We start from the raw sequence: 21906 nt of genomic DNA, 5'->3' as shown, positions 1-21906 counted from the left end.
CGCATGACCCTCGAACTGTCCCATCTCCATCGCCGCTACGCCGGCTTTGCCGCACTGGACGACGTCAGCCTGCGCATCGAACCAGGTGAGTTCCTGGCGCTGCTGGGGCCATCCGGCTCGGGCAAGACCACCTTGCTGCGCATCCTGGCAGGGCTGGATTATCCCGACAGCGGCAGCGTGCGCCAGAACGACCGCGATCTGCTGGCGGTCGACGCGCGGCAGCGCAAGGTGGGCCTGGTGTTCCAGCATTACGCGTTGTTCCGCCACCTCACGGTGAGCGAGAACGTGGCGTTCGGCCTGCGCATCCGCCCGCGCAAGTCGCGTCCCAGCCGCGCGGAGATCAACGAGCGCGTGGAGCGACTGCTGAAGCGCGTGCAACTGGACGACCTGGGCAAGCGCTACACCAGCCAGCTTTCCGGCGGCCAGCGCCAGCGCGTGGCATTGGCGCGCGCACTGGCCGTCGAGCCGGACCTGCTGTTGCTGGACGAACCATTCGGTGCGCTCGACGCACAAGTGCGCGTGGCACTGCGCCGCTGGCTGCGCAATCTGCACGAGGAGCTGGGCCTGACCAGCGTGTTCGTCACCCACGACCAGGAGGAGGCGCTGGAGCTGGCCGATCGCGTGGCGGTGATGAATCGCGGCCGCATCGAACAAATCGGCACGCCGGAGGCGATCTACCAGCAGCCGGCCACGCCGTTCGTGTGCGAGTTCATCGGCAAGAACAACAGGATTCCGCTGCAGCGCGCGAACGGCGTGTTGACCGGCGGGCAACGGCAACTCGGTGCCGATCCCTGGCCGGGCAACGCCGTCGGCAGCGCCATCGGCTACGTGCGCCCGGAACATCTGCTGGTGTCGTCGGCGCCAGCAGCGGATGGCTGGGCCGCGCAACTGCGGCACATCTACCTGGCCGGCGGCGTGGCGCACCTCGAGCTGGATGTGCCCGCGCTGGGGCAGGTGCTGGAGGCGGACATGTCCAGTGACGAGGTGGCCCAACGCGGCCTGCAGCCGGGGCAATCGCTGGTCGTGCAACCACGACTGATCACCTCGTTTCCGCTCGACGCAGAAGGTGAAGCCAATGTGGCCGCGCGCCACGTGCTGCAACCGCGAGCTGCTCCGTAGACAGAGCAACCCTCGCCGTTAGAGCGGGCCTGTGCGGGATGCTCTTGCCGTTTTTGTAGGAGCGACTTCAGTCGCGATGCTTTTTGGGTTTTGTGAGTCTTTAGAGCAAAGAGCTTTCGATCGCCTACGGCGCTCGAGTCACTTTCTCTTTGCGTGCTCAAAGAGAAAGTAACCAAAGAGAAAGAGCACCCCGCTTGCGCGCCTTGCGGGCTCCTGCCCGCAAGGTACGCGGTCGGGCTGCGGGGTTTGTCGACAGTCCATCGGGCAACCGCTCCTGCGCTGCCTCAACTCGGGCATCCATGCCCTCGCCATGGATTGACGCCAAACTGGTTCGCATCCATGCGAACCACCCTKCGGGCTGATCCTTCGCCCGCCCGCCGCTTCAGAGGGGCCCCGGGTATAAAGCAGCGCGCCATCGTGGCGCGCACTCGGTGCGCAGCGGCGTTGCCGCTGCGAGAGCGTCGCCGCATGAAGCTCTGCTTTTTTCCTCACCGTCCGATCGCCCTGAGCGTAGCCGCGCAGCGGCGGAGTCGAAGGGTGAAGTCGAGCGGCCCTTCGACTTCGGCCTGCGGCCTACGCTCAGGGAGAACGGCTGAGGTGAGCAGCTTCGCTTCTGCTTCTGCTTTCGCCTTTGCCTTTGCCCTGGCTTCATCCCGAGTACGGGCCAGGATGGCCCGTCGCTCTACCCGGGGCCCCTGTGCGGCGGTGAGGCGGGGGCGACAAGGCCCCGAAGAGGGCATCGGCAGGATGCCGATGCCTTTTCGCCAGCACATGGATGTGCTGTCGAAAAGCCCGACCCCGACTCACGGACTTGCCGGGCAGGAGCCCGGCAAGCGCCAAGNGGGCATCGGCAGGATGCCGATGCCTTTTCGCCAGCACATGGATGTGCTGTCGAAAAGCCCGACCCCGACTCACGGACTTGCCGGGCAGGAGCCCGGCAAGCGCCAAGTGGGGTGGCCTTCTCTTTTGGTTACTTTTCTCTTGGCCACGCAAGAGAAAAGTGACTCGAGCGCCGCAGGCGATCGAAAGCTCTTGCTCTGGAGCCAGATCCAAGAGCAAAAGCATCGCGACTGAAGTCGCTCCTACAGCGGGCCCAGTAGCGGCTTTCCTCAAAACGCCAGCTGCGCACGCAGCGCGAAGATTTCCGGATCCACGCTTGCTCCGCGTCGGTCGCTCCAGGCGCGGATGTAGTTGGCTTGCAGTTTGAAACCGCGGGGCAGGTACCAGTTCAGGCCCAGCGTCCAGTCGTGCTGCTCGCCGCCGCGCACGACGCCATCGTCCAGGTCCACCGCGGAATAGCGCAGCGCAAACTCCAGTGCGCCCCAGTCGCGTGCGGGCGTCGGGGCACCGAACGCGTTGTTGCGATAGCGCCGGGATTCGCCGGTCAGCAGCCAGCTGCCCGATACGTAGTAGCCGTCGCTGCGGTAGTTGCTGCCGATGTTGCGGTGGGCGTCGAGTGTGAGGTATTCGGCTTGCGCCAGCCACGGGCCGTGCAGCCACGCTGCCTCCAGCCCGGCGCGCTCGATGCGGTCGACGCCGGTGAGGGTGCCGGTGTCGACCAGGCGGATCGCGGTGAGGTTCACCTCCGGGCGGGCGCGTACACGCGCCGTGCGATCGTCGCGCGCCTCGCGCGAGGCGGACAGCCCCAGGTGAATGACGTCGTTGCCTTCATTGACGGGATTGAACACGGCGCGGGCCGCTGCCGTATTTCCGCTGGCTGCGTCGTTCAGATCGTGGCGACCGAAATACGCCAGTTGGAACGCCCAGCGCGACAGCCCGGTGTACTTCCATTCCAGGCCCAGCCGCCGGCCCTCGTATATCGCTTGGCCGGCGAGGCTGGTTTCCAGGAAAGTGGTGGCACTGGCCGAGGTGGCGCCATCTTCCATGCCTACCGGCGTCTTGAATTCACCCAGCCGGAAATTGCCGATGCCGGTGGTGGCGCCCAGGAACACGTCCTGCCACGCGTTGGACTGGAAGTCGTAGCCCACGTCCGCGTTGAAAACGCCCTTTTTTGCGCCGTACAGGGTGACGACCTGGCGTCGCCAGGTGGTGGCGTCGTCGAAGTGGCCGGTGCTGAACTGGTTGGTGTCGTACTGGAAATTGCCCTTCACGCCGAGCTCGATGCCGTCGTCGAAATGCGCTCGTGTCGGCCACTCGTCGGTGGCGGCGAAAGCATGGGGAGCAAGGCCGAGAAGGCTCAGGGCAAGCAGGGTTCTGGTGTGCATGGGGATTCTCGTTGGGGGGCGCCAGCGCTTCACGCGCAGTGGGCACAACGGTATCCAAACGGTTCGCTGACGGAAGTTATCTTCCGTCATGTGGTTATGACGAGGGCGTCAATCGATGTCTCGCGCATCTTGGTGCGGGAACCCGCGCGTGCTGGCGGTGGTCGGGGAAGGGTCGGGTTCAAGCAGGGTTTGCCATGCTGCCGACATCCCTTTGTGGCCGGGACATTGTTATCGCTTCCATGCAGCGGAAAAAAGGTGGCGACTGGAACGATCTGGACGCCGGAACGCTGGCGCTTTTGCGGCGGCGGCGCTGGCGGGTTTCACCGCGCGTGCTGCCATGGAATCGCTGGTTGCTGTGCCTGGTGGCGCTGCTGCACGTGGTGATGGCGCTGGTGGCATGGCAGGCACTGCGGCCGGGGCGTCGCGTGATCAAGGCCGAATCGCAACAGGTCCTGCAGGTGCGTTTCATCACGCGTGCGCCGGTGGAAACGGCCGCGCCGCCACCGCCGGTCGTGCCACCCTTGCCGCCGCGGGAGCCACCGGCACGCACAACACCTGCGACCAGGCGTGCGATGACGATTCAGCTGCCGGCCACGCCGCCGGCGCGCAAACCGGTGACCTTGTACGGCCGCGACGGCCAGCCGCTGCTGCCTGCCGCGTCGGCCAGCAGTGCAACGCCCGGTTACGTGTCGCACGCGTTGCAGGGTGATCGCCGGATCATGCAGAACAGCGATCCGATCAAGTACAAGGGCACCTCGCTGGACAAGTATTTTCCGCCGCCGAACGAAACCCTGGGCGGCGCCGCGTTGCGGCATGTGGTGGATGCCGTGGTCAAGGACACGGATGTGGACCTGCCGGGCGGCATCCACCTGAAGTGCAAGACGGTCGTGGGCGTGCCCATTCCCGACTGCATCAATCCGCCGCCACCGCCCTCGGCCAAGGATGGTGACGCACGCCTCAGCATGGCGCCATCCAAACCGCTGGCACCCGACCCCAAGGCAGCGAAACCGCCCAGCGTGGAGGCTTGCATCGCGATCTACCGGGCCAACAAACCGTTGCCCTGGGGTTGCCCCACCGACACGCCGAACCGCGCGGTGGATGCCGAGTTGCGTGATCGCGCCGCAGGTGCCGCCAGGGCCCATTGATCGCCGCACCGGCGCGGCGCGCCCGGCTACACTTGCGCCCATGCCCTTGCCGCCTTCGGACCAACCTGCCGGCCCCCCAGCTGATCGTCCGGCACGTGTGCTGATGGATTCGCCGCTGGCGGCCCGCCGCGCCGTTGCCTACCGCCAGCGCACCCGCGTCGAGCCGCGCGAAACGGGTCGCCGCATCGTTGGCATCGTCGGCACGATGCTGGTGCACGTGGTGTTTCTGCTGGTGTTCGTGCTGGGCCCGGCTTACCAGGTGAAACTGCCGCCGGAATCGCAGGAAAAGGCACTGCGGGTGCGGCTGATCGATGCGCCCGAGCCGCCACCGCCGCCGCCCGTGCGCGGCACGCCGCCCAAGGAGATCGGCCCCCGCCACCAGGCCCGCGTGCGACCGACTGCCACGCGTCCGCCCGTGCGCCACACCAGCGCCAGCACGGCGGTGCCGTCGTTGGCGCGCGTCAGTGAAGCGAAGGTCGTGCCCGAGCCTGCGGTGGTCAGCCCGCCCGCGCCGGTTCGCGCGCCGACACCGGACAAATCGGCCGCACCCCTGCCACCGATCAGCCTGCCCACACCCGCGCCCACGCCCGAGTTGCAACCGATACCGCTGGCCGCCGAGCCGCCCAGCGTGACGCCGCCGGTGGTGTCGATGCAGCCGCCGGTGCCGCCAAAGTTCCAGCCCGAGGCAGTGCGCCCGCCGCAGCTCGAAGGCACCCAGCCGATGCCGCCGCCGGCCTCGCTGGCGCTGCCGCCGTTGCCAGCGCAAGCGCCGCCTCCGGTGAGCGCGCCCAGCATCGCGCTGGACATGAAAGTGCCGCGCAGCGCCGAGCCGCCCAGCGTGCAGCCGATCCGCGCCACCGTGACGGCCGCGCCGCCGGTGCCCGACATGCAGGCCGTGCCCTTGCCCGCGCAACCGTCGCCGCAGGTCAACCTGCAGGCGACCTTCAGCGTGCCCACACCGGTGGTGCAGCGCGAAGCGCCGCGGATCGAGGCACCCGCCGTCGAGGTGGCCGAGGCGCAACTGGACGCGGTGCCGCAGACGGCATTGGCGCGTCCGGCCGTGGCGCCGCCGGAAGCGTCGGCGGTGAAGGTGCAGGACACGCGCAAGGCCATGGCGGCGATCGAGCGCCCCGTACTGGCGCGCCCGCAACTCAGCGAGCAACCCGCGCCGGAGCCGGCTGCCGAGGCCAAGCCCGCTGCCGTCGCTGATGCCGGTGCCGAGGCGGTGGCCGCGACGAAGGACAACAGCGCCGCCGACACCAGCGCCCCCGACACCAGCGAGCCCACGGCCAGCGCGGAAACCGGCACCGCCGCGACCAGCAAGGCCGATGCCGGTCGCGACGTCAGCACCGCGCCCGACGCCATCGCGCAAGGCAGCGACACCGCCACGCCGGGCGAGCCCGCGGGCGTCGCCAAGGCGGCCGCCAGTGGCACCGGCCAGCCCGCTCCCACGCAGGCGCAGGGCAGCACGAAAGCGGCCACCGGCAAGAGCCGCGGCGTCGGCGAGCAGGGCGCCGAGCAGGCCGGTGCGGCGCAGGGCGAGAAGCAGGGTGAGCTGGGCGACTACGTGCAGCTGAAACCCCGCGGCGACACCGACGTGATGAGCCACCGTTCTTCCGGCATCACCTACAAGGCGACATCATTCGACAAATACTGGGCGCCGAAGAACGAAAGCTCGATCGACACCGCCCTGCGTCGCGCGGTGGAGAAAACCACCATCAAGCACACCTTCAACCTGCCGCAAGGCATCCGCGTCGAATGCTCCGCCTCGCCGCTGCTGCCGATCGCGCTGCTCGGTTGCGGCAACCCTGACCCGCCGGCCAAGCCGCTGGGTCAGGAGGTGTATCGCCGGCTCAACCTGCCCTCGACCGCGGCGGGCGTGCCCACCGTGCCGGCGCCCGCGGCCAGCGCGCCCAAGCGGGCCATCGTGTTCACCAACGATGCCGAATGCGCCGCCGCCCGCGTCGCCGGCGGCCCGTTGCCGCCCGGCTGCGAAAGCGCCTTCGCGCCTGCGGTCAAACCCGCCGCGCCGGCGCGCTCCTCCAGTTCGTGGGTGCCGGCCAGCGACCAGTTCATCCGGCAATAGGCATCAAAAGGCCTGCTGCGGCCGAACATCGCGACTGTCATCTTCCGGTCAAGAAAACTTCGCAAACTGGGCGTCCGGCGCGCATGCGCGCCACCCTTATCCCTCTTGCCGGAGCCGGTGATGAACAGCCGCCTGATTCGCGACACATCACCGCCTGACGCCACGGCGCCGGCGGCCAACGATGCGGGCGCGGTGCTGCCCGCGGTGGACCTGGGCGACAACCGCCTGTACATCCATCGCGAGCTGTCGCAACTGCAGTTCAACATCCGCGTGCTGGATCAGGCGCTGGACGAGCGCACGCCGTTGCTGGAGCGGCTGAAGTTCCTGCTGATTTTCTCGCGCAACATGGACGAGTTTTTCGAGATCCGGGTGGCTGGCCTGAAAGGGCAGGTGGCGCTGGATCACGAGATGATCGGCCCGGACGGCATCCGGCCCAAGCGCGCGCTGGCGATGATCAGCGAGATCGCGCATCGGCAGATCGAGCGGCAGTACGCGATCCTCAACGAACGCATCCTGCCGGAGCTGGCGGCGCACGGCATCCGCATCGTTCGCCGCACGCAGTGGACGCACAAGCAGAAGCTGTGGGTGCGTCGCTATTTCCGCGACGAGGTGGCGCCGCTGGTGACGCCGATCGGGCTGGACCCCACCCATCCGTTTCCGCTGCTGGTCAACAAGAGCCTCAACTTCATCGTGCAGCTGGACGGCGTCGATGCGTTCGGGCGCGACTCCGGCCTGGCCATCGTGCCGGCGCCGCGTGTGCTGCCGCGGCTGATCCCGATGCCGCCGGAAATCAGCGATGGCGGCGACAACCACGTCTTGCTGTCGTCGATGATCCACGCCCACGTGGCGGAACTGTTTCCGGGCATGGACGTGCTCGGTTGCTACCAGTTCCGGCTGACCCGCAACGCGGATCTCACGCTCGATCCGGAAGACGTCGAGGACCTGGCGCTGGCGTTGCGCGGCGAGCTGTATTCGCGCCGTTTCGGCGACGCGGTGCGGCTGGAGGTGGCCGACAATTGCCCGAAGGATCTGATCGGCTACCTGCTCAGGCAGTTCGGCCTCACCGAATCGGAGTTGTACGAAGTGAACGGCCCGGTGAACCTGGCGCGGCTGTTCCGCATCGCCACCGACGTCCGCTATCCGCAATTGCAGTACCCACCGTTCACGCCGAGCCTGCCCAAGGCGCTTCGGCACGCCGAGGACCTGTTCCAGGTGGTCGGCAGGCAGGACGTGTTGCTGCTGCATCCGTACGAGTCGTTCACGCCGGTGGTCGACTTGCTGCGCCAGGCGGCCAAGGACCCGCAGGTGCTGACGATCAAGCAGACGCTGTACCGCACCAACGCGAACTCCGAGATCGCCGACGCGCTGGTCGATGCGGCACGCGCCGGCAAGGAAGTGACCGCGGTGGTCGAACTGCGCGCGCGTTTCGACGAGGAATCCAACCTCAGCCTCGCCTCGCGCCTGCAGCAGGCCGGCGCGATGGTGATCTACGGCGTGGTGGGCATCAAGACGCACGCCAAGCTGATGCTGATCCAGCGCCGCGAGGGTCGCGGGCTGGTGCGCTATGCGCACATGGGCACGGGCAACTACCACACCGGCAACGCGCGCCTGTACACCGATTACAGCCTGCTCACTTCCGACCAGGCGCTGTGCGAGGACGTGCACAAGTTGTTCAGCCAGCTCACCGGCATGGGCAAGGTGCTGCACATGAAGAAACTGCTGCATGCACCGTTCACGCTGAAGAACAGCCTGCTGGAGCTGATCGCGCAGGAGGCCGCGCATGCCGCGGCCGGCAAGCCGGCGCAGATCATTCTCAAGATCAATGCGCTGACCGAACCCAACGTGATCCGCGCGCTGTACAAGGCCAGCATCGCCGGCGTGCAGATCGACCTGATCGTGCGCGGCATCTGCGCCCTGCGCCCCGGCATCGAGGGCGTTTCCGAAAACATCCGCGTGCGCTCGATCATCGGCCGCTTCCTCGAACACAGCCGCATCTACTGGTTTGCCAACGATGGCGAGCCGCGGGTGTACCTGGCCAGTGCCGACCTGATGGAACGCAATCTCGATCGCCGCGTGGAAGCCGCGTTCCCGATCGAAGGCAAGAAGCTGCAGCTGCGCGTGTTCAGTGCATTGCAGCGCTATCTCGCCGACGACACCGGCGCCTCGTTGCTGCAACCCGACGGCGAATACCTGCGCCTCGCCGCGCCCGAAGCGATGCCGGGCCGGCATGCGCAGGCGGAGATGCTGGAGAGGTTGTGCGGCAGCTGAGCTCGCCGCCAACCACTGTAGGAGCGGCTTCAGCCGCGATGCTCCTGCTTCGAGTCCGCGAGGCAAAGAGCGTCGCGGCTGAAGCCGCTCCTACAGGGTGCAGTCCGCCGCTACAACAGCCGCAGCAACTCCTTCATCAGCGGCAGCCGGCGCACGCGCACGGCGCTGGCGCGGAACACCGCGTTGGCCAGGGCGGGGGCGGCGGTGGGCATGGCCAGGAAGCTGGCGCCGGCGGGCGAGCGGTCGCCGGGCACGGTGATCACTTCCACGTCGTTGGGCAGCTGCGCCATGCTGGCCAGCGGGTAGCTCTTGTAGTCGTGTTGCTGGATCTGGCCATCCTTGTAGGTCACCGCCAGGTTCAGCGCGGTGGACAGCGCATCCAGGGTGGCGCCGGCCACCTGGCCTTGCAGGCCCAGCGGGTTGATCACGCGGCCCACGTCGACCGCGCACACGGCGCGTTCGATGGTGAGTTTTTCGCCCTGCATCGACGCTTCGATCGCGTGCGCCACGTAGGCGCCGTCGATATGCCAGCAGGCGATGCCCAGGCCGTTGACGCTGCGCAACCAGTTTTTCCATTCGATGCGATCGGCGACCAGTTTCAACACGTTGGCCAGACGGCCGAGGTCGAGCGTGCCGCCGCCGGCCAGCGCCAGCGTGCGCGGTTCGCCGAGCAGGCGCAGGCGGGTTTTCAGCGGGTCTTCGCGCATCATGTGCGCGATTTCGTCGATGAAGCTTTCCACCGCGAATGCGTTGCTGAGGTGCGGCATGCCGCGCATCGGGCCGCGTGGCATGGCTGATTCCAGGCCGTACCAGTCGCTGCGGTAGTTCGGCACCAGACCCGCGGGCAGCTGGTCGGCGCGGGTTTCGGACGTCCACAGGCGGTTGTCCGGCACGCCGCGTTGCACCAGTGCCGAAGCGCTGGCCATGCGCTGGTTCCAGCCGATGAGTTCGCGCTTGCGGCCCACGATGGCGCTGATGCGGTGCACGCTGGCGGCGCGGTAGAAGTCGTGGCCGAAATCCTGCGCACGCGTCCACAACAGCCGCACCGGCTTGTCGACCAGCTTGGCCAGCATCACCGCCTCGGCCACGTAGTCGTGATCGAGCCGGCGACCGTAACCGCCGCCGACGCGGGGCACACGGATGTCGATGCGGTCGGGGGCCAGCCCGGTCAGCCGCTGCACCACGGCCCAGGCACGCTGCGGCGCCTGGGTGGGTACGACCAGGCTGGCGCGGTCCTTGTCCAGCCGCACCAGGCAGTTCATCGGCTCGGCGGTGGCATGGGCCAGCCACGGTTGCACGTAGGTGGCTTCCAGTCGGCGGGCGGCCTTCTTGCCGGCGGCGTCCACGTCGCCGTCGTTGCGCACGCGCGTGGTGGGCGCGTTGTCGCCGTCGAGCAGGGCCTGCGCCTGTTGTTCCAGCGCGTAGCTGCTTTGCGTGCCGCTGGCGCCGGGCTTCCATTCCAGCTCCAGCTTGTCGCGTCCCTGCAAGGCCGACCAGGTGTCCTGCGCCAGCACTGCCACGGCCGGGGCGATCGCTGTCTCGCCGAGCGGCTGATCCTTCTCCGGCTGCAACTGCAGCACCTTGACCACGCCCTTGACCGCCAGCGTTGCGGCCGTGTCGATGCGCGCCAGCGTGCCGTCGGGCCAGGGGCAATGCACCAGCACCGCCACCAGCGCATCGCCATAGTGGTGATCGATGGCGTAGCTGGCCTGGCCGGTGACGATGGCGTGGGCATCCACGTCACCGGCCGGCGCGCCGATCAGGGTGTAGCGCTCCGGCGTTTTCACCGGGGGCACGCTCTTGGTCAGCGGGATCTTGCCGGCTACCTCGACCAGGCTGCCGTAGGTGACGCGGCGCCCGTCGGGTGCGATCACCGTTCCCGATTCACAGCGCAAGCGGTCAGCCGGGACGCCCAGCCGGCGCGCGGCCGCCTGCAGCAACAGCCAGCGGGCCAGCGCGCCGACCTGGCGAAGCTCCTGCCAGGCGGCGGGGATGGAGCCGCCGGTGCCGCCGAGCTGGCGGCCGTAGATCCAGCGCGGCTGGCCGTGGTCGTTTTCCACGCCCAGGCCCAGCGGAATCACGCTGACGCGGTTCCAGTCCGCGTCGAGTTCGTCGGCGATGATGCGTGGCAGGGAGGTGGCCACGCCGGTGCCGGTATCCGGGTCGCGCGCGCCGATCAGCACGTTGCCGTCGCTGTCGATCTGCACGTAGGGGCCCAGCGCCTGGAACGTGCCGCCCAGCAACGCCGGCGGCAGGTCGACCGCCCCGGCGGTGCGGATGCCCACGATCAACGCCCCGGCGGTGCCGGTGAGCACCTGCAGGAAGCGGCGCCGCGAAAGCTGGATCTGCCCGCTCATGCCTGGCCCGCCTTGCCGGCGGCCGCCCGCTTGATGGCGCGACGCACGCGCGTCTGCGAACCGCAGCGGCACAGGTTGGGCAGCCGGTCGATGTCGTCGTCGGAGGGTTGCGCGGTGCGCGTCAGCAAGGCCACTCCCGAAATCAGCCAACCCGGCGTGCAATAGCCGCAGCCGATTGCGTCCTCATCGATGAAAGCCTGTTGCAGCGGATGCAGGGTGCCGTCGTTGGCGGCCAGGCCCTCCACCGTGGTGACCCGTTTGCCCGCCAGCGCCTTCATCGGTTGCCCGATGGCCGGTACCGGCTTGCCGTCCACCAGCACCAGGTCGGCGCCGTTGCCGGCCTGGGCATCACCGCCGTACTTGGTGCCGGTCAGGCGCAGCACGTCGCGCAGGTACCACAGCAGGGGCATCGCAGGATCGCCGGTATGACGGAAGGGCTCGCCGTTGATGACCACCTCGATACCATCGCGGATCTTCTCGGGCACGATGTTGCTGTCCGGGGTCGGCATGGCCTGATCTTGCGCGGGCGGCATCCATCATCTCCTTGGCGGGTATCGCCCTATTGTGACATTGCCGCCCCGGGCTCAGGGTGCCGCGCGGCTGAACAGCCGGCGCCAGACCACGTACACCGGCACGCCGGCCAGCATGATCAGCGCGCCGATGCCGGCATTGCGCGGGTTGTCCAGCATGGTCATCACCACCACCCACGCCACGATGCCGATGAACAGCAGCGGCAACCACGGATAACCGGGCACGCGGAAGCTGGCGGTGCCGCCATCGCGCCGGCGGTACCAGAACAGCGTGGCCACGCCCGCGGCGCAGGCCAGCCAGTCGCCGAAGGTGGCGTAATCCAGCAACTGGCCGTAGCTGCCTGACAGCGCCAGCACGACCGCCCAGCCGGACAACAGCAGCAGCGCCGTGTTCGGCGTGCGGTAACGCGGATGCAGCCGCGCCACCGCGCGGAAGAACAGGCCATCCTCGCCCATCACCTGCAACACGCGCGCGCCGGCCACCAGGGTGATGTTGCAGAAGCCCAGGGTGGAAATCGCCACGCCCAACGCGATCACTTTCGCCCCGGTGGGGCCGAGCACGCGCTGCATCACGTCGGCCGCCGGCGCCGTGCTGGCGGCCAGCCCGTCGTGGCCGAGCACCGCCAGGTAGGCCACGTTGACCAGCACGTAGGCCACAATCACCAGCAGCATGCCCAGGGTCAGTGCGCGCGGCAGCGTGCGTTGCGGATCGCGCACCTCGCCAGCCAGGTTGTTGAGGTAGGTGAAGCCGGAGTAGGCGAACAGCACCGGCAACGCCGCACTGACGAAGCCGACCCCGTGGCGCGCCGGGTCAACCGCCAGCACCTGGCTTTGGCCGGCCCCGGCGAGGAACAGGCCCGCCACCACCAGCGCCGCCACCGCCAGCAGTTTCAGCACGGAAAACAGGTTCTGGATCTGCGCGCCGAGCCGCAGGCCGAACAGGTTCAGCCCGGTCACGAACACCAGCGCGCCCACCGTCAACGGCAGCGACCACGCCGTCGAAAGTCCGAACAGCGACGCGGTGTAGCTGGCGAAGATCGTCGCCACCGCCGCGCTGGAGCCGGAGTAGATCACCAACAGCATGGTCCAGCCGAACAGAAACCCGGCCAGCGGCCCGAATGCCTCGCGCAAGTAAACGTAAGTACCGCCGGCATGCGGCCGGCGCGCACCCAGCTCGGCGTAGCACAGCGCCCCGATCAGGGTCAGCACGCCCGCGCCGGCCCACACCAGCAGCAGCGCCAGCCCCGACTCCGTACGCTGCGCGGCCACCCCCGGGCTGAGGAAGATGCCGCCACCGATGATGCCGCCGACCACGATCAGCGCGGCGTCCCAGGGGCGCAGGCTGCGCAGGTAGGTATCGGGTTTCGTGGGCGTGGACATCGAATCGGACGGCAATTGAAAAGCGCGACAGCATGGCGGTGCGCTGCGCGCCCGGCAAGCTGTGCCGGCTTTTTCGGCGTGTGCGGCACGCTGGCGCGCCCCGGTTTTGCCCGTGCGGGAGCAGAACGATGCGGCCCGCTTGCGGCACAATAGGCGGCTTGTATGCGGCAAAAACCGCCCACAGCCCTCGTCCCCGCCATTCAAAGCCAGCCATGACCACCATCAAGCAAGCCGACCTGATCCAGTCCGTCGCCGACGCGCTGCAGTACATCAGCTATTACCACCCGGTCGATTACATCAAGGCGCTCGCCGCCGCCTACGAGCGCGAGGAAAGCCCTGCCGCGAAGGATGCGATGGCGCAGATCCTGATCAACTCGCGCATGGCCGCCGAAGGCCACCGGCCGCTGTGCCAGGACACCGGCATCGTCACGGTATTTTTGAAAGTGGGCATGAACGTGCGCTGGGACGATGCCACCATGTCACTGGAAGACATGGCCAACGAAGGCGTGCGCCGCGCCTACCTGGACCCGGACAACAAGCTGCGCGCCAGCGTGCTGGCCGACCCGGCCGGCAAGCGCGTCAACACCAAGGACAACACGCCGTCGGTGGTGAACATGTCGATCGTGCCCGGCGACACGGTCGAGGTGATCGTGGCGGCGAAGGGCGGCGGCTCCGAGGCGAAATCGAAATTCGCCATGCTCAACCCGTCCGACTCGATCGTCGACTGGGTGCTGAAAACCGTGCCCACCATGGGTGCCGGCTGGTGCCCGCCGGGCATGCTGGGCATCGGCATCGGCGGCACCGCCGAGAAGGCGATGCTGATGGCGAAGGAATCGCTGATGGAGTCGATCGACATCCAGGAACTGATCGCACGCGGCCCGGCCAATCGCGCCGAGGAACTGCGCATCGAGCTGTTCGAGAAGGTCAACGCGTTGGGCATCGGCGCGCAAGGCCTGGGCGGGCTCACCACCGTGCTCGACGTCAAGGTGAAGGATTTCCCCACCCACGCGGCCAACCTGCCGGTGGCGCTGATCCCCAACTGCGCCGCCACCCGCCACGCGCATTTCGTGCTGGACGGCTCAGGTCCGGTGATGCTCGATCCGCCCTCGCTGGAAGACTGGCCCAAGCTCACCTATGACGCCTCGAAGGGGCGTCGGGTGAATCTGGATACGGTGACGAAGGACGACGTGGCCAGCTGGAAGCCCGGCGAAACCCTGCTGCTCAGCGGCAAGTTGCTCACCGGCCGCGACGCCGCGCACAAGCGCATGGTCGAGATGCTGAACAAGGGCGAGCCGCTGCCGGTCGATTTCAACGGCCGCTTCATCTACTACGTGGGCCCGGTCGACCCGGTGCGCGAGGAAGTGGTCGGCCCCGCCGGCCCCACCACCGCCACGCGCATGGACAAGTTCACCGAACAGGTGCTGGCGCAGACCGGCCTGCTGGGCATGGTCGGCAAGGCCGAGCGCGGTCCGGCCGCGATCGAGGCGATCAAGAAGCACCAGTCGGTGTACCTGATGGCCGTCGGCGGCGCGGCGTACCTGGTGTCGAAAGCGATCAAGGCCTCGCGCGTCGTGGGTTTCGCCGATCTCGGCATGGAGGCGATCTACGAATTCACCGTGGAAGACATGCCAGTCACGGTGGCCGTCGATTCCGCCGGCAGCTCGGTGCACCAGACCGGGCCGCGCGAGTGGCAGGCCCGCATCGGGAAAATCCCCGTTTTTATAAAATAAAACCGTGCGCGCAGCGCACCCGTTCGCCTCCTCCCCCTGCGGGGGAGGATTGAGGAGGGGAGCGCCAGGTAGCCACAGCACCCATCAAAGCAAAAGCACCCCTTCCCAGCCCTCCCCTGCGAGCAGGGGAGGGGGAAAGCGGCGAGGCCACGCGCATCCTCGCCTCCCTTGCCGTCCACACCAAAAGCCACGCCACCACTTTGGACGTCCAAACGGGTTGCCGTTCCTCGCTCGTTCATTCATCATGACGCGTTGCAACACTGATTCGACTCCGGCGCGGCAATGACGCGCCAGCGCATGAGACTTCCCAATCCCTCCAACAACCAACGGCGACTGACCGTGACCGCTTCCGTTTCCCAAGCTTTGCCCTCCCACGCCCCCTGGATCGTCATGAAGTTCGGCGGTACCAGCGTGGCGACGCTGCCGCGTTGGCAGAACATCCGCGAACTGGTGGCCAGCCGCCGTGCCGAAGGCGCACGCGTGCTGATCGTCGTTTCCGCGCTGTCCGGCATTACCGACGCGTTGAAACAACTGTGCGCGCAGGGCGACAAAAGCAAACGGATCGAAGCGGCCGCGGCGATAAAACAGCGTCACCACGATCTGCTGGAGCAGATGCAGCTGGCGGCGCCCGAGGGCTTGCTGGCGCGGCTGGACGACTTGGCGAAACTGGCCGAGGACGGCTCGCGCGTGCTGGGCGAACTGGCCTGGCAGGCGCAGGTGCAGGCGCACGGCGAGTTGCTGTCCAGCACGTTGGGCGCGGCGTTCCTCAGTGCCACCGGCGTCGCCACGCAGTGGCTGGACGCGCGCGAATGCCTCACCGCGATCGCCTTGCCGAACCAGAACGAGCGCACCCGCCTGCTCTCGGCGATGGTGGAGGCGAAGCCCGATCCGGTGCTGACGGCGCGGTTGGCGGGGCTGGGCGAAGTTTTCATCACCCAGGGTTTCATCGCCCGCGAAGGCCGCGACGACGGCGTCGCTGGCCGCACCGTGCTGCTGGGTCGCGGCGGTTCGGATACCTCGGCCGCCTATCTGGGTGCGCTGCTGAAGGCGCAGCGGGTGGAGATCTGGACCGACGTGGCCGGCATGTTCACCGCCAACCCGCGCCAGGTCACCGGCGCGCGGCTGCTGCAGCGGCTGGATTACGAGGAAGCGCAGGAAATCGCCTCCACCGGCGCCAAGGTGCTGCATCCGCGCTGCCTGTCGCCGCTGCGCGAGCCGCGTGTGCCGCTGCTGATCAAGGACACCAACCGGCCCGAGCTGGAGGGTACGGTGATCGGCCCCGAGGTGCGCGAGCACGCGCCCAGCATCAAGGCGATCAGCGCGCGCAAGGGCATCACCCTGATCTCGATGGAGTCGGTGGGCATGTGGCAGGAAGTGGGTTTCCTGGCCGACGTGTTTGCCTATTTCAAGCAGCACGGGTTGTCGGTGGATCTGATCGGCTCGGCCGAAACCAACGTCACCGTGTCGCTGGACCCGGCCGAGAACCTGCTCGATTCTGACGCCATCGCCGCGCTGGCCACCGACCTGGCCAAGGTGTGCCGGGTCAAGGTGATCGCGCCCTGCGCCGCGATTTCGCTGGTGGGGCGCGGCATGCGTTCGATCCTGCACACGCTGTCCGGCGTGCTGGCGGAGTTCGGCCAGTTGCGCGTGCACCTGATCTCGCAGTCGTCGAACAACCTCAACCTCACCTTCGTGGTGGACGAGGAGGTGGTCGACGCGCTGGTGCCGCACCTGCACGATCTGCTGATCGGCGCGGGCGCGTTGCGCACCGACGACAGCGCGCTGTTCGGGCCCAGCTGGGAAGCGCTTTATGGTCGCGGCGACGTGGCCCCCGCGGTGGCATCGTGGTGGCGCACCGAAGAGCGGCAACGGCTGCTGGACATCGCCGCCAAGGCCACGCCGCGCTATGTCTACCATCTGCCCACGGTGCGCCAGCAGGCGCGCGAACTGAAAAAGCTGGCGGCGGTGGACCGGCTGCATTACGCGGTGAAGGCCAACACGCACCCGGCCATTCTGGGCGCACTGGCCGAGGAAGGTTTCGGCTTCGAGTGCGTGTCGCCGGGCGAGCTGCGGGCGGTCATCGCGGCGGTGCCGGAATCCGCGCCGCTGCTGTTCACGCCCAACTTCGCGCCGCGCGAGGATTACGCGTTCGCGCTGACCACCCGGGCCACCGTGTCGCTGGATGCGCTGCACCCGCTGCAGTACTGGGGCGAGCTGTTCCGCGACAAGGAGATCGTGCTGCGGGTGGATCTGGGCCGCGGCCTGGGCCATCACGAGAAAGTGCGCACCGGCGGCAGCGGCAGCAAGTTCGGCTTGCCGGTCGACCAGCTCGACAGCTTCCTGCGCCTGGCCGATGCGCATGGCGTGATCGTGCGCGGCCTGCACGCACACCTGGGCTCGGGCATTCTCGATGACAGCCACTGGGGCGAGGTCTACGGCCAGCTGGCCAGCCTCGCCGAGCGCATCGGCAGCGTCAGCTTCATCGACATCGGCGGCGGCCTGGGCGTGCCATCGCACCCGGGTGAGGCGGCGCTGGACATCGCCGGCCTGGACCGCGTGCTGCGCGACGTGAAGACCGCCTACCCGCATTACCAGTTGTGGATGGAACCGGGCCGCTACCTGGTGGCCGACGCCGGCGTGCTGCTGGCGCGCACCACCCAGCAGAAGGGCAAGGGCGCGTTCCGTTACCTCGGCATCGACACCGGCATGAACAGCCTGATCCGCCCCGCGCTGTACGACGCCTGGCACCAGATCGTCAACCTCACCCAGCTCGACGCGCCGGCCACCGCGCTGTACCAGGTGGTGGGCCCGATTTGCGAAAGCGGCGACGTGCTGGGCACCGACCGCCGCCTGCCCGAGGCCAACGAAGGCGACGTGATGCTGATCGCCCAGGCAGGCGCCTACGGCAAGGTGATGTCGTCGCCGTACAACTTGCGCGATGAGGCGGAAGAGGTGGTGATCGAGTAGCGCTTCTGCCTCCTCTCCCCTTTGGGGAGAGGATTGAGGTGAGGGGCCACGCCGCCGTAAATACCCAACGAAGGAGCGTTCAAGGATGAAACGCATCAACGTGGATCGCGCGCGTGGATTGCGTCGCGCGATGACGGATGTAGAGCGGTTGTTGTGGCGATACCTGCGTAACCGCCACTTGTCGGGATGGAAATTCCGCAGGCAACACGAAGTAGGCCATTACATCGTCGATTTCGTCTGTGCGGAGGCCATGCTGGTCGTCGAGCTGGATGGCGGTCAACACGCCGAGCTAGTGGAATACGACGAGCATCGGACGCAGTATCTGCACTCCATGGGTTACCGCGTGCTGCGTTTCTGGAACAATGATGTGTTGGCCAATATCGAGAGCGTGCTTGAGGTGATTCTGGAGGCCGTGGCAAGCCCGGCCCCTCACCCCAGCCCTCTCCCCATCGGGGAGAGGGGGCTTGGCATGCCGGAGAGTGAAAAGTGACAACGACAATTCAACCGCGCCTGACCCAGGTATTCCGCTTCGTGCGGGCCAACTACGCCAATGGCGTGGCCGAGCTGGCGTACGCGTTCGATGATGGCGAGGAGCTGGTCGAACGGATCAGCTTTCCGAATGCGCCGGCCATCCCCGCCGCCCGCGCCGCTGCGTTCGAGGCGGCGCTGAAGCTGCTGCACCTGGTCGCCGGCATCAGCTACTACAAGGCCGGCGTGCCGCCGAAGATCGAGCTGGCCGATGGCCCGCTCGACGAGGCCACCGCCGATCTGCTCGACACCTTGTATCTGCACGGCCTGGCCGAGTTCGCCTACCGCAACGGGCTGGACCTGCGCGGCCGCATCGCGTTTCCGCGCGATCTTCCCCCCTCTCCCGCTGGCGGGAGAGGGGCCGGGGGAGAGGGCATTGCCCCCACGCTGGGCCTGCCCAAAAACACCCTCGTCCCCATCGGCGGCGGCAAGGATTCGCTGGTGGCGGTGGAGGCGATCAAATCCATCGGTGGTGACGCCACCGCCGTATGGGTCGGCAACTCGCCGCTGATCGCCGCCTGCGCCGAACGCACCGGCTTGACCCTGCTGAATATCCAGCGCGAACTGGCGCCGGGTCTGTTCGAGCTGAACCAGCGCGGCGCGTGGAACGGCCACATTCCGGTGACCGCGGTGAACTCGGCGATCCTCGCCGTGGCGGCGATCCTGTACGGCCACGATTCCATCGCCTTCGCCAACGAGCGTTCCGCCTCGGCGGCCACGCTGGAATACGAAGGCCAGCAAGTGAATCATCAGTGGAGCAAGGGCTACCTGTTCGAGACCTTGCTCAACGACTGGCTGCACAGCCATGTCGCCGCGGACCTCGATTACTGCTCGCTGCTGCGCCCGTATTCCGAGCTGGCGATCACCCGTGCGTTCGCGAAGCTGACGCCGTATTTCGACGTGTTCTCCAGCTGCAACCGCAACTTCAGGATCCTCGGCCCCAAGCCGGTGGATCGCTGGTGCGGGCAGTGCCCGAAGTGCCATTTCGTGTTCCTGGCGCTGGCGCCGTTCCTGCCCAAGCCGCGGCTGCTGTCGATCTTCGGCCGCAACCTGCTGGATGACGAAACACAGACGGCCGGCTTCGATGCGCTGCTGGAGTACCAGGACCACAAACCGTTCGAATGCGTGGGCGAGGGCGCCGAAGCGCGCGCCGCGATGTACGCGCTGAGCCAGCGACCGGAATGGCAGGAAGACGCCCTGGTGGCCCGTTTCATCAACACCATCCTGCCCCAGCTCGATGTCTCGCAGTTGGCGCTGGAACCCTGGCTGCAGCCGTTGGGCGAACATCGCGTACCGGTCCGGTTGCAGGGCACGATGGCGACCATCGGTTGATGGATGTGTCCAACGCCTCGGTGCCCCCTTGTAGGAGCGACTTCATTCGCGACGCTCTTGCTTTCGCAACACGACGAGAAGCGTCGCGACTGAAGTCGCTCCTACAGGACTCCGCGGCGTGACGGAGCCGCTACCATGCGCATCGCTGATCTAACCGGCCATCGCGTCGCCATCTGGGGCTTCGGCCGCGAAGGGCGCGCAGCCCTCCGCGCGCTGCGCCAGCGCTGCCCCGACCAGCATTTCACCGTGTTCTGCAGTGCCGCCGAGGTCGAGGCGGTGCGTGCGTTCGATGCGGCGCTGGAGGTGATCGCGGGCGAACCGGATGCCGCCGCGCTGGCCCGATTCGACATCGTGGTGAAATCGCCTGGTATCTCCGCCTACAAACCGGCACTGCTCGCCGCACAGGCGCAAGGCACGCGATTCACGTCGGGCACCGCGCTGTGGTTCGGCGAGAATCCGGCGGCACGCGTGATCGCCGTCACCGGCACCAAGGGCAAGAGCACCACCAGCGCCTTGATCGCGCACCTGGCGCGCGCGCTGGGCGTACGCACCGCGCTGGCCGGCAATATCGGCCTGCCGTTGCTGGAGTTGCTCGACCAACATGCTGACCTGTGGGTGATCGAGTTGTCCAGCTTCCAGACCGGCGAGGCCGGCCCGCTGGAACTGGGCGTGATCACCAGCCTGTACGAGGAACACCTGGACTGGCACGGCTCGCGCGAGCAATACGTCACCGACAAACTGCGCCTGGCCGACGTGTCGCGCCAATGTCTGGTGAACGCGTTGCAGCCGGCGCTGCTGGAACGCACGCAACACCATCCTCATCGCCTGCTGTTCGGCCGGTCGGAAGGCTGGCACGTCGTCGACGCTTTCATCTGCCGTGGCGCGCAGCAGGTATTCCCGATCGCGCAACTGGCCGCGCCAGGCTTGCACAACGCGCTGAACGCCTGCGCCGCGCTGGCCGCGCTGGAAGCGTTGGGCATGGATGCGCTGGCTGCTGCGCCCGCGCTTGCACGTTTCCGCCCACTGCCGCACCGGCTGCAACCGCTGGGCGAACACGGCGGTTGGCATTGGGTCAACGACTCGATCAGCACCACGCCGCTGGCCACACTGGCCGCGCTGGAAAGCCTGCATGGCCGCGCGGTGACCGTGCTGGTCGGCGGTCATGATCGCGGGCTGGACTGGACGCCGTTCGTCGACGCGATGCGCCACGCGCCGGCCCACGCGATCATCTGCATGGGCAGCAACGGCGCACGCATCGAAAGCGCGCTGCGCACGGCTGGGGTCGTCTGTCCGGTCCTGCTGGTGGGCAATCTCGCCAGTGCGGTCGAAACCGCCAAAACCCATACGCCCGAAAACGGTGTGATCCTGCTCTCGCCGGGTGCGCCGAGTTTCGACCAGTTCAGGGACTATGCGGAGCGCGGGCGGAGGTTCAGTGCCTTGGCCGGCTTTGATGCGGCAAACATTGCCAGCATCGACGGGCTGGGTATCGAGGGAAGTCCGCACGACTGACCAGGCCGCACAGGCTGTCCGACGGTAATCCGCGCACGATGCTTTCGCTGTTCCGACGCCAGCCGCATGGGTTCGCGACCGATGTCAGGAGCCATGGCCGAACTGCTTCGCCAGCAGCGTGAAACCTTGGCGGACGTAGTACGCCATCGGCCGCGCCGCATCGCTCTGCTTCCACTTCTCCAACGCCAGGCGCAGCGTGCCGATCGCCACCATGGCGACCAGTCGAAGCCCCTCCCGTCGTGCCGGCGACGGCCACCGTTCGCACATCGCTTCCAGCAGGATCTGTTCGGTTTCCACGAAGACGGCTTCCTTGCGGGTGCGGAGGGCTTCGGTGGAGTGCATCAGGCGGTCGAAGGCGACGGATTCCTTTGTCTCGTAGCGGGCGGCGAGCTTGATCAGGCACTTTCTGGCGGCATCGATGGGTGCCTGGTCAGGCGACTCGGCGAGCATCGCGGGCCGGAGTGCTTCGCGAAAACCGCTGTCGTGGGCGGACAGCAGAATCGCTTCCTTGGACTTGAAGTAATGGAAGAAGGTGCGGCGTGAAATGCCGGCGGCGCTGGCGATCGTGTCGACGGTGGTGGTTTCGTAGCCGTGCTTCACGAACAGCTTCAGGCCTGTTTCGATGATGCGTTCATGGGTCTCATGACGCTTGCGCTCGCGTAGGCCCCGGGGCGGTTCCGACGCAGTTTCCATAGCCATGTTTCTCGCGCCTTCTTGCAAGGTTGCACTG

At 67.5% G+C, this 21906-nt stretch carries 14 protein-coding genes; 9 read left to right on the top strand and 5 right to left on the bottom strand.

The window, feature by feature from the left end; translation table 11 throughout:
* The first annotated feature begins 3 nt into the window (after positions 1 to 3).
* On the top strand, positions 4 to 1119 hold the full coding sequence (locus ASD68_RS09210; protein ID WP_056605980.1) for a TOBE-like domain-containing protein: 1116 nt from the start codon (positions 4 to 6) through the stop codon (positions 1117 to 1119).
* Positions 1120 to 2228: 1109 nt separating this feature from the next.
* Here the strand turns inward: ASD68_RS09210 and ASD68_RS09200 are convergent.
* Entirely contained in the window at positions 2229 to 3344 is a 1116-nt protein-coding gene (locus ASD68_RS09200; protein ID WP_056605974.1) for a porin, read from the bottom strand.
* 239 nt (positions 3345 to 3583) lie between these two features.
* On the opposite strand from ASD68_RS09200, the gene ASD68_RS16825 reads away from it, so the two are divergent.
* The 3 genes from ASD68_RS16825 to ppk1 all read left to right on the top strand — a co-directional run bounded on the left by ASD68_RS16825 (position 3584) and on the right by ppk1 (position 8843).
* Entirely contained in the window at positions 3584 to 4489 is a 906-nt protein-coding gene (locus tag ASD68_RS16825; protein ID WP_235578701.1) for a hypothetical protein, read from the top strand.
* Between the two features lie 103 nt (positions 4490 to 4592).
* Positions 4593 to 6575 (top strand): hypothetical protein, encoded by a 1983-nt coding sequence (locus ASD68_RS09190; protein ID WP_056605971.1) that lies wholly within the window; start codon positions 4593 to 4595, stop codon positions 6573 to 6575.
* 120 nt (positions 6576 to 6695) lie between these two features.
* Positions 6696 to 8843 carry a polyphosphate kinase 1 gene (gene ppk1, locus ASD68_RS09185; protein ID WP_056605968.1) on the top strand — a complete coding sequence of 716 codons (2148 nt, stop codon included), beginning with the start codon at positions 6696 to 6698 and terminating at the stop codon, positions 8841 to 8843.
* A 110-nt stretch (positions 8844 to 8953) separates the two neighbouring features.
* Here ppk1 and ASD68_RS09180 read toward each other — a convergent pair whose 3' ends face one another.
* From ASD68_RS09180 to ASD68_RS09170, 3 genes are read right to left on the bottom strand one after another with little or no spacing between them, the layout of a single operon-like run.
* Positions 8954 to 11200, bottom strand: a complete 2247-nt coding sequence (locus ASD68_RS09180) for a molybdopterin cofactor-binding domain-containing protein (protein ID WP_056605965.1) — start codon at positions 11198 to 11200, stop codon at positions 8954 to 8956.
* Complete coding sequence (locus tag ASD68_RS09175) at positions 11197 to 11733, bottom strand: (2Fe-2S)-binding protein (RefSeq protein ID WP_056605962.1); 537 nt, start codon at positions 11731 to 11733, stop codon at positions 11197 to 11199. The genes ASD68_RS09180 and ASD68_RS09175 overlap by 4 nt, the downstream gene beginning before the upstream one ends.
* 51 nt (positions 11734 to 11784) lie before the next feature.
* The gene (locus ASD68_RS09170) at positions 11785 to 13110 is read right to left on the bottom strand and encodes an amino acid permease (protein ID WP_056605961.1); all 1326 of its coding nucleotides are present in this window, start codon (positions 13108 to 13110) and stop codon (positions 11785 to 11787) included.
* 212 nt (positions 13111 to 13322) lie between these two features.
* Between ASD68_RS09170 and ASD68_RS09165 the strand changes: the two genes are divergently transcribed.
* The 5 genes from ASD68_RS09165 to murD all read left to right on the top strand — a co-directional run bounded on the left by ASD68_RS09165 (position 13323) and on the right by murD (position 21176).
* Positions 13323 to 14840, top strand: coding sequence for a fumarate hydratase (locus ASD68_RS09165; protein WP_056605958.1), 1518 nt, complete (start codon positions 13323 to 13325; stop codon positions 14838 to 14840).
* Positions 14841 to 15179: 339 nt separating this feature from the next.
* On the top strand, positions 15180 to 17807 hold the full coding sequence (locus ASD68_RS09160) for a bifunctional aspartate kinase/diaminopimelate decarboxylase (RefSeq protein WP_082520257.1): 2628 nt from the start codon (positions 15180 to 15182) through the stop codon (positions 17805 to 17807).
* A gap of 85 nt (positions 17808 to 17892) precedes the next feature.
* Positions 17893 to 18297, top strand: a complete 405-nt coding sequence (locus ASD68_RS09155; protein WP_056605954.1) for an endonuclease domain-containing protein — start codon at positions 17893 to 17895, stop codon at positions 18295 to 18297.
* Positions 18294 to 19667: a UDP-N-acetyl-alpha-D-muramoyl-L-alanyl-L-glutamate epimerase gene (gene murL / locus ASD68_RS09150; protein ID WP_056605950.1), complete on the top strand. Its 1374-nt coding sequence runs from the start codon at positions 18294 to 18296 to the stop codon at positions 19665 to 19667. The genes ASD68_RS09155 and murL overlap by 4 nt, the downstream gene beginning before the upstream one ends.
* 135 nt (positions 19668 to 19802) lie before the next feature.
* The gene (gene murD, locus ASD68_RS09145) at positions 19803 to 21176 is read left to right on the top strand and encodes a UDP-N-acetylmuramoyl-L-alanine--D-glutamate ligase (protein WP_056081980.1); all 1374 of its coding nucleotides are present in this window, start codon (positions 19803 to 19805) and stop codon (positions 21174 to 21176) included.
* 84 nt (positions 21177 to 21260) lie between these two features.
* Here the strand turns inward: murD and ASD68_RS09140 are convergent, their stop codons facing one another.
* On the bottom strand, positions 21261 to 21896 hold the full coding sequence (locus ASD68_RS09140; protein ID WP_200945363.1) for a TetR/AcrR family transcriptional regulator: 636 nt from the start codon (positions 21894 to 21896) through the stop codon (positions 21261 to 21263).
* Positions 21897 to 21906 lie beyond the last annotated feature (10 nt).

The sequence above is a fragment of the Rhodanobacter sp. Root627 genome, assembly GCF_001427835.1.
Classification (GTDB): domain Bacteria; phylum Pseudomonadota; class Gammaproteobacteria; order Xanthomonadales; family Rhodanobacteraceae; genus Rhodanobacter; species Rhodanobacter ginsenosidimutans.
The sequence above is the reverse complement of the archived record's forward strand: the minus strand, read 5'-3'. Positions and strand labels throughout refer to the sequence as shown.

Bases quoted from the DNA above. Each gene is read 5' to 3' on its own strand.
- ASD68_RS09210 (WP_056605980.1), top strand. From the start codon at position 4: ATGACCCTCGAACTGTCCCATCTCCATCGCCGCTACGCCGGCTTTGCC.
- ASD68_RS09200 (WP_056605974.1), bottom strand. From the start codon at position 3,344: ATGCACACCAGAACCCTGCTTGCCCTGAGCCTTCTCGGCCTTGCTCCC.
- ASD68_RS16825 (WP_235578701.1), top strand. From the start codon at position 3,584: ATGCAGCGGAAAAAAGGTGGCGACTGGAACGATCTGGACGCCGGAACG.
- ASD68_RS09190 (WP_056605971.1), top strand. From the start codon at position 4,593: ATGGATTCGCCGCTGGCGGCCCGCCGCGCCGTTGCCTACCGCCAGCGC.
- ppk1 (WP_056605968.1), top strand. From the start codon at position 6,696: ATGAACAGCCGCCTGATTCGCGACACATCACCGCCTGACGCCACGGCG.
- ASD68_RS09180 (WP_056605965.1), bottom strand. From the start codon at position 11,200: ATGAGCGGGCAGATCCAGCTTTCGCGGCGCCGCTTCCTGCAGGTGCTC.
- ASD68_RS09175 (WP_056605962.1), bottom strand. From the start codon at position 11,733: ATGCCGCCCGCGCAAGATCAGGCCATGCCGACCCCGGACAGCAACATC.
- ASD68_RS09170 (WP_056605961.1), bottom strand. From the start codon at position 13,110: ATGTCCACGCCCACGAAACCCGATACCTACCTGCGCAGCCTGCGCCCC.
- ASD68_RS09165 (WP_056605958.1), top strand. From the start codon at position 13,323: ATGACCACCATCAAGCAAGCCGACCTGATCCAGTCCGTCGCCGACGCG.
- ASD68_RS09155 (WP_056605954.1), top strand. From the start codon at position 17,893: ATGAAACGCATCAACGTGGATCGCGCGCGTGGATTGCGTCGCGCGATG.
- murD (WP_056081980.1), top strand. From the start codon at position 19,803: ATGCGCATCGCTGATCTAACCGGCCATCGCGTCGCCATCTGGGGCTTC.